The sequence below is a fragment of the Psychrobacter sp. genome (assembly GCF_036731945.1).
Lineage (GTDB): Bacteria > Pseudomonadota > Gammaproteobacteria > Pseudomonadales > Moraxellaceae > Psychrobacter.
Genome location: NZ_DAINDI010000021.1, coordinates 3273 through 13873 on the forward strand (window position 1 = coordinate 3273; position 10601 = coordinate 13873).

Sequence of the window (10601 nt, forward strand, 5' to 3'; positions counted from 1 at the left end):
AAGGCAATGACACCGCAAATAAACCATAGGACAATCCATTGAATCGCCCATTTCCCGGTGATGTTGTCTAGAAGCTGAATACGCATAACGTCTTTTTCCTCAAAGTATGAAAGCTATTATCGTTTTTTTCTTATTTTAGAGTTATTTTTTTTAACAGCATTTTTTCTATGGTTTTTCTAAGTTTGTTATTTACCATAGATAAGCTTATCAATCATTAATAAAGCCTGCTGATAGCGGGCATCATAATCGGGCTGATCAATCATATGTGGCTCAATATCATGACGGGCAAAAATATCTAATAAGCGCTGCTCAAAGCGTCCGCGATCTTCAGGCGTGCCTAATGAGCGCATGCCATCGTCAACCCAGGGCGTATTGTTATCGAGCATAATGGTATGGTCTAAGCGAAACTCATCGATACATGCGCTCACAAAGGGATGGGTACGACCTTCGTACTCTTCACAAAAAGCCTGCGTAGTGACGAAATCTGTATCAATAATGGTTACAGGCGCCGTTGCTCTAGCAGCGGCAGCGCGGATAGCTTGGGCATGATTGAGAGCAATGGGACCATAATCGCTATACTGCAGACCAATCTCGCTACCTCCCAAATCTGTGCCGACATACAGCCGTCCCATCTCTAGCGCAAAGCTAGCCCCATAATAGTTGGCAAGCTTATGTACCAATGTCGTCTTGCCTGAGCTTTCACCGCCGACGATGGCAACTGTTTTGGTATAGTCGCCGCGTACTTGTGGGTGCAGCGCCGACCAGTGCGCAACCGGATTACGTGCAATCGCATAAGAATCAAATTCAGATTGCAATGGCGTCGTGACTACTGGCATGACTAACTGTCCAGAAATGTCCGACTGCGCCAAAGGATGGTTATCTGCGACAAATAATACCGTTTCTGTTGGCAGTCCTAATGCGTCTATCAATCGTTGCAGCTTGGCATTGCTAGCCGCAATATCGATGCTGACATCGGCAAAGCTTTCATGTAGCGGCAGCTCAATTTCATCAGTGGTATGAATATGGATAAATGGCAAGTCTGCGCACGCCATCTGTAGCCAACGCGCCTTATCTTGCAAGGTAATATTAAAGTCTGGATGCGGGTCAGGGTGCGCCATAATGACAATATGCAGGGTTTTCGCTTGTCCTGCAGCGTCCAATATACTGCGCATTTGTCCTAAATGTAGCGGTTCAAAATGTCCAATCATTAATCCTGACTCGTACATAGCTTTCCTTATGTGCTGTTTTTATTTTAGTTATGATTCATCGTGGCAATTCATATTTGCTAAGCCTTGATGATTTAATAGCATGGTATAAAGGTTTGGATAGATTTACAGGTAGGTTATTGTAAATAGGCGTTATTTTAGAAAGGGCTTTTAATATTAAATTATCAATAAATAATAAAGATTTTCGACCTAAACAGATTTAAAGTGATTGCTTGAGCTTTTTAAAGTTGTAACAGAATATGTAATATAAGCGAAACAAATTGAATCATGAAACATTTTGAAATAGTTATTTAAAATCAGGGGTTTAGGCGCAATTACGAGAGCTTAGAGTAAGCTTAAGTAGCATAAACTCACAAAGCACGTCTATATCATCAACAGATAAAAAGTCAATAGTTGCTATACTTATTCGTAAGTTCAAAAGGGTTATGAATTTTTATAACGTTTCAAAATAAATTATAGAAAATAACGTTAAATAATACATTTAAAATAAGTATAAATAATAAGAGAGGTAATTGATTTGGCTAAGTTAGCAAAATTACATCGTTCAAGAAATAATCGTATGATCGCAGGTGTGATGGGTGGTATTGCAGAATATGTCGGTTGGTCACCAACATGGGTGAGATTACTTTTTGTGATCGTCTCAACGATGAGCGCCGCCGTTCCAGGTATCTTAATTTATATTATTTTATGGATAATCATGCCTAAAGCAAACGCTGAGTCTTATCAGTAAGAGCAAAGTTAAAAAGTTAAGATGAATATAAAATTTGACGAGTATTAAGTTCTCAATATTAAAGTCACAATATTACAGACAAAGTCATCTGAATGACGGTAAAAACATAAAGTACAAGGCTAAAATAAAAATAACAGCCCATGAAAAAACAAAAAGCCTGACTCATCAGGATGCCTGCGACACACTTTTCCTCCTGCCCGAATGCTCACGCATTTGGGTATTTTTTTATCTTGTTTTTATATCTATCGGCTTAACAATGCTTATAGGTAGATTTTGACGATGAACCAAGCAAATAACTGACTATTTGAGCGATTTAGACAAATTTAATTGCGCTAAATATAGATAAAATAGTCAATTTTTAGTAAGGTGAGCAGGCAAATAGAGCCGTTGCCTAATAGGTCATACGCGCGCTATCAATATCTTATTTTATAATATCCATTCCACCGCGGCGTTATGACATGCCCCAAACTATGACAATCCAAACTATGACATCTCAAGCGACAACTTCAATGACCGCAGAAAAACCTGCTCAGCCGATGACTTTTCAAGATTTAATTCTCACCTTACAGAACTACTGGGCTGATAAGGGCTGTGTAGTCTTGCAACCATATGATATGGAGGTCGGCGCTGGTACCTTTCATACCGCGACATTTTTGCGCTCGCTAGGTCCTGAGCGCTGGAATGCGGCTTACGTGCAGCCATCGCGCCGTCCAACTGATGGGCGCTACGGTGATAACCCGAACCGTCTACAACATTATTATCAATTTCAGGTGGTTCTAAAGCCCAATCCACCCAATATCCAAGAGCTGTATTTGGATTCACTGCGCGCTATCGGTATTGATCCATTGGTACATGATGTGCGTTTTGTGGAGGACAACTGGGAGTCGCCAACGCTTGGTGCGTGGGGACTTGGTTGGGAGATTTGGCTTAACGGCATGGAAGTGACGCAGTTTACCTATTTCCAACAAGTTGGCGGTATCGAGTGTTTCCCCGTGACAGGCGAGATTACTTATGGTCTTGAGCGCTTGGCGATGTATGTACAAGGCGTCGATAGTGTCTATGATTTGGTCTGGGCAGACGGTGAATTTGGCCGCGTAACCTATGGTGATGTTTTCCATCAAAACGAAGTTGAGCAATCAACCTATAACTTTGAGCATGCTGATGTGCCAATGATGGGTCAGATGTTTGATTTTTATGAGCAACAAGCCGATAAATTAGTTGCCGAAGGTTTGCCACTACCTGCCTATGAGATGGTGCTAAAAGCCTCGCATGCCTTTAACTTACTTGATGCGCGCGGTGCGATATCGGTGACAGAACGTCAGCGTTTCATTCTGCGTGTACGTACGCTTGCTCGCAAGGTTGCCTTTGGTTACGTCGAAGCACGCGCGAAATTAGGTTTCCCATTAGCTGATGAAGCGCATCGTCAAGCGGCGCTCGATAAGTATTTGCCAAAAGAAGAAACCACTGAGAATACAGAAAATAATCAAGCTACTGACAACAACCAAACTAATAATCAATAGGAGCATCCCATGAGTACTATTTTATTTGAACTGGGGTGTGAAGAGCTACCTCCAAAAAGTCTAAAACCTTTACGTGATGCGCTACAAGCGAGTGTCACCGAGCAGTTAAGTGAAGCTGAAATTGGCTTCGATAGCATCAAAGCCTTTGCCGCGCCGCGTCGTTTGGCGATTCGAATTGAGGGTATCAGCGATAAGCAGCCTGATCGTAGTGAGCAAAAACGTGGTCCTGCGATTAAAGCGGCTTTTGATAGCGATGGTAATCCAACGCGCGCAGCGATTGGTTTTGCTAAAGGTTTAGGTATCGACGCCAGCGAGCTGATCACTATTAACACCGATAAAGGTGATTATGTCGGCTATGAGCAGATTATTCAGGGTCAAGCGACGACTGAACTGCTACCTACTATTTTCCAAACCGCGCTTGATAATTTGCCTATTGCTAAGCGTATGCGTTCTGGCGCGAGCCGCAATGAGTTTGTACGTCCGGTACAATGGGCGGTATTGATGCAAGATGATGCGGTCATTGATGCGACTATCCAAGGACATCAAACTGGCAAGAAAACGCGCGGTCATCGCTTCCACAGTCCTGACTATCACGAGATTACGCATGCTAACGATTATGAGCAGCTGCTCGATGGTTTAAAAGTCGTGGCGGATTTTGATAAGCGTCAAACGTTGATTAAAAACCAAGTCAAAACGCTAGCCGATGAAGTTAATGCCGATCCGATCGTGCCGCAAGATTTGTTAGATGAAGTAACCGCGTTGGTTGATTTCCCGATTGCGCTACGAGCAAACTTTGAAGCGCGCTTTTTACAAGTGCCGCAAGAAGCGCTTATCTCGACCATGCAAGCCGATCAAAAATATTTTTGCTTGACCGATAAGGAAGGCAAATTGCAGCCTTACTTTATTTTTATCACCAATATTGAGTCAAAAGACCCGAATCAAATCATCGAAGGCAACGAGAAAGTCGTGCGTCCGCGTTTGGCGGATGCGGAGTTTTTCTTCTTGCAAGACCAAAAGCAGCCTTTATTTGCTTTGACTGAAAGCCTAAAAACGCGTGTCTTCCAAGATAAGCTCGGTACGATATGGGAAAAATCTGAGCGTATTGCCAAGCTTGCTGCCTTTATCGCTACACTGATGCAGCAGCAAGGTCGCGATATTAATGTTGATGAAACGGTACGAGCTGCAATATTATCCAAAGCGGATTTGGCCAGCTCATTGGTCGGTGAATATCCTGAACTGCAAGGTATCGCCGGTACGTATTATGCGCGCTTAAATGATGAACCTGAGGCCGTCGCCGCAAGCTTAGAAGAGCAGTATTTGCCTAAGTTCAGCGGTGACGTATTGCCGCAGACACCGATTGGTATTTGCTTAGCCTTGGCAGATCGCTTAGATACGCTAGTTGGTATTTTTGCCATTGACCAAGCTCCGACGGGCTCAAAAGACCCATTTAGCTTACGTCGTTCAGCGATTGGTATTTTGCGTATTTTAATCGAAAAGCAATTACCAATTAATTTAGTGGCTTTGGTTGAACAAGCAATTAAAGGCTATAACACGAGCGATAATAGCAAGATTGCCAAGATGGGCGACACCTTTACCCAAGTGATGGCTTTTTTAAACTCACGCTATCGGGCGATGTATACTGAGCAGGGCGTCAGTGTCGATACGATTCAAGCCGTGCAAGCGATTAACCCGCATATGCCGCTCGATTTTGATCAGCGTATTCGCGCTGTGCAAACGTTTAGTGAATTGCCACAAGCCGAAGAGCTTGCCGATTCAAACAAACGTGTTGCCAACATTTTAGCGAAATCAGAAGTAAGTGTCGCTGACACTGTCGATGAAGCACTATTATCTGAAGCTGCTGAGCAAACGTTATATCAAGCGGTTCAGCAAGCACAGATGGCGGTCAAACCTTTGCTAGAAACTGCTGACTATACGCAAGTATTGCAAACGCTGGTCAGTTTGGATGCGCCTTTGTCAGACTTTTTCGCTGACGTCATGGTTAATAGTGAAGATGCGGCGCTGAAAAACAATCGCTTAGCACTGCTTAAGCAAGTGCGCGCCTTATTCTTAACCGTCGCTGACATCAGTGAGCTGCAGCTATAGTTTGTTCATTATAGTTCGACAGTGATAGACTTCCGTTAGTTTAAGCATCTATGCGCTTATTCTACAGCGTTAGGTTTATAATGTCTTAGAACGTATCCAAAGGAGCACTGACGTGTTGGCCGTTATCATTGTAATTCTTATTATTTGGGCTGTGATGTGGGGCTTTTATAAGTTTATGTACCCGCGGGCGCCAAAAAGCATGATGCCAAAAAAGGGTGATGTGACCACGCCGCGCCAGTGTGATTTTTGTGGCAATAGTTTGGCTGAGTATCGCGGTGTGCTTGAACCTACACCTACTTTAAATAGTAATAATGATATGGCCGCTAATAAAGAATTATTCTTTTGCAATTATGAGCATCAGGCGGACTTTCATGCTGGTAAGACTTATCAAGCAGATGCTTAACTTGTAAGCCATAAGTCGTCAATCATAAATCGATAAGCTATTATCACCATTTAAAAAAGCGCTTAACTCATTAGAGCTAAGCGCTTATCTTTTTAGAATACCTATTTAATATTGAGGCAAATTTATAGAACAGAATGGGCATCTTTCATAATTTTGTTGAGCAGTGCTTCAGACTGTTTGCTTTGTTGCAGACGATCTTCTTCGTTTCTTTCATAAGTTTGAATTTTTTCATATAAATTTAAGCAGGTTAATACCAGTAGGTTTTCTTGGCTAAGACCTGGTGCCTCTTTTCTTGACTTCAGAGCAAAGTCGTTGATATAAGAAACTGCCGAGTGCAGCTCCTCTTGTTCATGTACGGGACAAAAAATAGGGTAGGTTACGCCAGCAATCGCTACATCGACCTTTTTAATTTGCGGCTCAGGGGCGCTTTCAGGTTTAGCAGCGCTACTACTTACCGTGCTATTAGTTGCCTTATTGCTATTTGCATTACTATTTAAATTATTGTTTGCACTGCTATTTTGAGTGTTCGAATTATTTGGCATGGCTTTTTGTGGTTGCGTGGTTTGTGTTTGACTGTCTTTTGCTGGAGTGGCTGTTGATTGAGTGTTTGTGGGTTGAATGTTGTGGGTCTGACTGCTTTGCAGTTGACGCTCTACAGGGTTTGCGCGGTCATCGGTCATGATAAATCCTACAATATGTGTCATTAAAGTGAATGATTAACTGTCATTGCTATAAATAGGGTGCTGATAAACCTAATAAACTTAAATGCTGAATAGATAAAGTTAATCAGCAAAATTGCTCAAATTAAGCATGATGAATATCAACGTCTGCTTAACTTTCGGCTTGGTCAATACGTGTCAAACGCTGTAAGACCACTTGGGTACGCTCAGCGGCCAATTCATTTTTCTTCTTCAAGTCGCTATTTTGTTGCTTAATATCGCTATACTGCTGTTTTAATTCATTATTACGCTGCTGCAGTGCATGGTTTTGGTGCTGTAATTGCTCGATTTGCTTGTTTAATTTGTCTTGTTCTTCGCCAATCATATGATGCGCTTCGGCAAGGCTTTGGTAGCGCTTATCAAGATCGTTTAATTGTTTTTTGGCACCGTCACGCTCGCTATAGCTACTATCGAGCTTGGTTTTAAGAGCGGTAAGCTCTTTTGGGTCAGTCACTGGTTGTTGTTTGAGGCTGCTAAGTTCAGCACTGACAAGCTGATACTGTTTTTTAATATCGAGTACCATTTTTTCTAATATTCTAAGTTGGTCATACATAGTCAGTTTTTATCCTTAACAAGTAAGCGTAAATGAATTTTGTTCTCTGCGTTTAATAATGCCATAGGTGACCGCATAATATCTATATCAACAAAGTAATTGTATGGCGCTTTGCTTTGTGACTTTTATCACTTGCCGCTTTATGAATAATATCGGGCGGCGTCTGTTGGTATTTACCACTATTAATCAATCACTAGGACATCTATTATGAATGACAATATCTCTGGCTGGAATACTTGGTTGGCTGCGTTTGATGGCTGGACGGACGTGTCTATCAGCGAGGTACACGGCTTGATGACAGGGCTGATGACCGCCTGCAATGCACCTGACGAGCCAGTTTGGGCAAAGGTGTTTGAAGAGTTGAGCTTTGCGCCGCTGCCTGATGCCGCATTAACCTTGCTTACCGAAGAGGCAGAAGACATTGTTTTTCAGTTAAAAGACAAAGACGATGCTTATGCGTATATGCCACTGGTGCCAGATGATGAACACGATCTGTACGAGCGCGTGATGGCGCTGAAACAGTGGGCAAATGGCTTTATGACCGGTTTTGGTATTACCGATTGTGGTCTAAGTGGCGATGAAAACGAGATGCTGTCGGATTTGGCAAAAATTGGTGCGATTCGATTAGAAGATGATGAAGACTTCGAAGGTGGCGAAGAGTCTTATCTGCATATTTTTGAATTTGCACGCATGGTACCGGTTAGTTTTGCTACGCGTCAACGCAAGCCTGTGAAAGATATTGCTCTAATTGCTGGCTTGGCTATCGATGCCAAAACCACCAAAGAGCTACAAGCAGAAGGTAGGTTGCCTAAACCGATGCCGCCGGTCGTTGATGTGATGAATCAAAACCGCCCATCATAATTAACATGATAGGATAAAGGGAATGAGAAATAGCTGAGATTGATGCCAGAGAAATGGTACTTGGCTATTGGATAGCTATCCAAAATAATAAAAGGGAAGCGATGATGACTACTGATAATGAGATGACTTATTTACGCCGCTGCGTAGAGCTCGCTGCTGAAGCCTTAGAGGCGGGCGATGCGCCGTTTGGTGGCGTGTTGGTCGATGGCAATGGCAAAGTATTACAAGAAGATCGTAATCGTGCCAATACGGTCGATGCGACTTACCATCCTGAAATTGCTGTGGCTAAATGGGCCGCTCAAAATATGACCCCTGAGGCGCGGGCAAAAGCCGTGGTATATACCTCGGGTGAGCATTGCGCCATGTGCTCCGCGGCACATGCGTGGGCGGGGCTTGGTCGTATTGTCTATATCAGCTCATCAAAACAGCTCGGTAAATGGATGGACGAGATGGGTGTGAGCTCAACATCACCCATCCATTCATTAAGTATCCAAGAAGTGGCACCGAATGTACCCGTCGAAGGTCCGATTGCCGGTTTAGATGAAGAAATCAGAGCCCTACAGCAGCGTTCATTTCAAAAAGCTTAAGCAAAAAACTTAAGTAAAAAATCTGCTTAAAAAGGCTAGAGCGTGTCCTCATTATTACGCTTATTAAAAAAGCTGTGTCTTTTTATCTTAGTACGATAAGGAAGTCTTATGACGCTAAAAAATTACGATAACGTTGCAGAACGAGAAACGCCCAATACTCATTATTCTATTGGCAATTATCCAAATGACAGTATTGACTGGCTGACAAGATTAATTGCGTTTGATACGGTCAGTCGCCATTCAAATTTGGCATTGATTGACGATGTGAAAGCGTATTGCGAGCAATTGGGCTTAACGGTAGATTTAACCTTTAATGATGCTAAAAATAAAGCCAATTTATTCGTTACGGTACCAGCTGGAAAAGATGCCGATGAAGTGAATCATGGTCTGGTACTATCGGGTCATACCGATGTCGTACCGATTGACGGGCAAGACTGGACGTCTGAGCCGTTTACCGCAACCATTCGTGGTGACAAGCTATACGGTCGCGGTGCTTGCGATATGAAAGGTTTTATTGCATGTGCGTTGACACTATTGCCGCAAGCAGTAAAACTCTCTAACGCAGGTCAATTGCGTCGCCCATTGCATTTGGCATTGTCGTTTGATGAAGAGGTCGGCTGTTTGGGCGCACCGCTGCTATTAGCGGATTTAAAAGCGCGTAATATTACCCCTGATTACTGTATCGTGGGTGAGCCGACTAATATGACGATGGTGGTAGCGCATAAAGGCATCGCGGTTTACCGTTGCCGCGTCCATGGCAAGTCAGCGCATTCATCATTAACTGCCCAAGGTGTCAACGCTATTAGCTATGCCAGTCGTTTGATTGGTTATGTTGATACTTTAGCAGAAGAAATCAGCCAGCGTGACGATAACGATGGCATGTTTGATGTGCCTTATTCGACATTGTCTGTTGGCACCATACAAGGCGGCACCGCGACCAATATCGTCCCTAATCTGTGTGAATTTACCTTTGATTATCGTAATCTGCCGCATATGACACAAGACGATATCCTCGCACCGATCCAGGCAAAGGTTGCAGAGCTCAGCGCACAAATGCAAGCACGCGCTGCCGATACTGGCATTGAACTGCTACAAGAAGAAAGTGTACCAGCGATGACCGATAGCGACAGCGCTGAGCTACAAGCATTAATTATCGCTCTGACCGGTGACGATACACGTCATAAAGTCGCTTATGCAACTGAAGGCGGTCAGTTTACTAATAGCGGCATCCCAACGATCATTTGCGGTCCTGGTAGTATTGAGCAGGCGCATAAAGCCGATGAATATGTCGCGCTAAGTGAAATGGCACGTTGTGATGAGTTTTTACAAAAGCTTCTAAACAGTTGCGCTATCAGCTGATAAAATAGTCAACAAGCATCTTTATTACAATTTTATGGCAATATAGATGCGCATGACTTACACCGTCTTTATGGCGGTGTTTATTTTTTCAACATGACGCATGCTTTTCAACATGGCGCATGTGTTATTTAAATTTTTATAAAAAAGTAGGGGTTCGTTGATGTCTTGGCATCTGTTTGCGGTATTTTTTGCAAGTACGTTTTTTATCTCAGCGACCCCCGGTCCAAACATGCTACTGGCATTCCAATATGGCCTTAATTATGGCGTCAAGCGTACTTTATGGACGCTGGCAGGTTTAAGCCTTGGATTATTTATTTTGCTGTTGTCCACGCTTCTTGGACTCGATGTTATCAGCCGTCAATCGCCATGGTTACTGACAGTGATTAAGACTGTTGGTGCGATTTACCTTATTTATTTGGGTGTTACATCGTGGCGTGATAGTGCCAGTAGCAACTTGATGAGTGATGCCAGCGAGCTGAGTACAGAAGTTAATAAAGAGCTAAATACGGCTACAGAAATGGCAGATAAGCCTATGCCGCG

11 protein-coding genes and 1 pseudogene are annotated in these 10601 nt (G+C 43.1%); 8 read left to right on the top strand and 4 right to left on the bottom strand.

Annotation, left to right across the window (positions count from 1 at the left end; translation table 11 throughout):
- Both V7D75_RS06060 and nadR read right to left on the bottom strand, forming a co-directional pair.
- A pseudogene (locus V7D75_RS06060) lies at window positions 1–86 on the bottom strand (nicotinamide riboside transporter PnuC); the annotation flags it as partial.
- 99 nt (window positions 87–185) lie between these two features.
- The gene (gene nadR, locus V7D75_RS06065) at window positions 186–1226 is read right to left on the bottom strand and encodes a multifunctional transcriptional regulator/nicotinamide-nucleotide adenylyltransferase/ribosylnicotinamide kinase NadR (protein ID WP_333613824.1); all 1041 of its coding nucleotides are present in this window, start codon (window positions 1224–1226) and stop codon (window positions 186–188) included.
- 517 nt (window positions 1227–1743) lie between these two features.
- Between nadR and V7D75_RS06070 the strand changes: the two genes are divergently transcribed.
- The 4 genes from V7D75_RS06070 (at window position 1744) to V7D75_RS06085 (ending at window position 5982) form a co-directional block, all read left to right on the top strand.
- On the top strand, window positions 1744–1956 hold the full coding sequence (locus tag V7D75_RS06070) for a PspC domain-containing protein (protein WP_333613825.1): 213 nt from the start codon (window positions 1744–1746) through the stop codon (window positions 1954–1956).
- A gap of 485 nt (window positions 1957–2441) precedes the next feature.
- Window positions 2442–3476, top strand: a complete 1035-nt coding sequence (gene glyQ / locus V7D75_RS06075) for a glycine--tRNA ligase subunit alpha (RefSeq protein ID WP_442968924.1) — start codon at window positions 2442–2444, stop codon at window positions 3474–3476.
- A 9-nt stretch (window positions 3477–3485) separates the two neighbouring features.
- Complete coding sequence (gene glyS / locus V7D75_RS06080; RefSeq protein WP_333613826.1) at window positions 3486–5579, top strand: glycine--tRNA ligase subunit beta; 2094 nt, start codon at window positions 3486–3488, stop codon at window positions 5577–5579.
- A 112-nt stretch (window positions 5580–5691) separates the two neighbouring features.
- On the top strand, window positions 5692–5982 hold the full coding sequence (locus tag V7D75_RS06085) for a hypothetical protein (RefSeq protein ID WP_442968925.1): 291 nt from the start codon (window positions 5692–5694) through the stop codon (window positions 5980–5982).
- Between the two features lie 122 nt (window positions 5983–6104).
- Here the strand turns inward: V7D75_RS06085 and V7D75_RS06090 are convergent, their stop codons facing one another.
- The gene (locus tag V7D75_RS06090) at window positions 6105–6662 is read right to left on the bottom strand and encodes a cell division protein ZapA (RefSeq protein WP_333613827.1); all 558 of its coding nucleotides are present in this window, start codon (window positions 6660–6662) and stop codon (window positions 6105–6107) included.
- Window positions 6663–6813: 151 nt separating this feature from the next.
- Window positions 6814–7254, bottom strand: a complete 441-nt coding sequence (locus V7D75_RS06095) for a hypothetical protein (protein ID WP_068407475.1) — start codon at window positions 7252–7254, stop codon at window positions 6814–6816.
- A gap of 207 nt (window positions 7255–7461) precedes the next feature.
- Between V7D75_RS06095 and V7D75_RS06100 the strand changes: the two genes are divergently transcribed.
- The 4 genes from V7D75_RS06100 to V7D75_RS06115 form a co-directional block, all read left to right on the top strand.
- A complete protein-coding gene (locus V7D75_RS06100; protein WP_333613828.1) occupies window positions 7462–8115 on the top strand; it encodes a UPF0149 family protein in 654 nt (217 codons plus the stop codon).
- Between the two features lie 104 nt (window positions 8116–8219).
- Window positions 8220–8702, top strand: coding sequence for a nucleoside deaminase (locus tag V7D75_RS06105; protein ID WP_333613829.1), 483 nt, complete (start codon window positions 8220–8222; stop codon window positions 8700–8702).
- A gap of 108 nt (window positions 8703–8810) precedes the next feature.
- Window positions 8811–10061, top strand: a complete 1251-nt coding sequence (gene argE, locus V7D75_RS06110) for an acetylornithine deacetylase (protein WP_333613830.1) — start codon at window positions 8811–8813, stop codon at window positions 10059–10061.
- 160 nt (window positions 10062–10221) lie between these two features.
- Window positions 10222–10601: LysE family translocator (locus V7D75_RS06115; protein WP_333613849.1), on the top strand; the 380-nt coding region annotated here is incomplete at its 3' end.

What these genes read in the sequence shown, in the direction of transcription:
- V7D75_RS06090 (WP_333613827.1), bottom strand. Translation starts at nt 6,662, where the DNA reads ATGACCGATGACCGCGCAAACCCTGTAGAGCGTCAACTGCAAAGCAGT.
- V7D75_RS06095 (WP_068407475.1), bottom strand. Translation starts at nt 7,254, where the DNA reads ATGTATGACCAACTTAGAATATTAGAAAAAATGGTACTCGATATTAAA.
- nadR (WP_333613824.1), bottom strand. Translation starts at nt 1,226, where the DNA reads ATGTACGAGTCAGGATTAATGATTGGACATTTTGAACCGCTACATTTA.
- V7D75_RS06105 (WP_333613829.1), top strand. Translation starts at nt 8,220, where the DNA reads ATGACTACTGATAATGAGATGACTTATTTACGCCGCTGCGTAGAGCTC.
- glyS (WP_333613826.1), top strand. Translation starts at nt 3,486, where the DNA reads ATGAGTACTATTTTATTTGAACTGGGGTGTGAAGAGCTACCTCCAAAA.
- argE (WP_333613830.1), top strand. Translation starts at nt 8,811, where the DNA reads ATGACGCTAAAAAATTACGATAACGTTGCAGAACGAGAAACGCCCAAT.
- V7D75_RS06100 (WP_333613828.1), top strand. Translation starts at nt 7,462, where the DNA reads ATGAATGACAATATCTCTGGCTGGAATACTTGGTTGGCTGCGTTTGAT.
- glyQ (WP_442968924.1), top strand. Translation starts at nt 2,442, where the DNA reads ATGACATCTCAAGCGACAACTTCAATGACCGCAGAAAAACCTGCTCAG.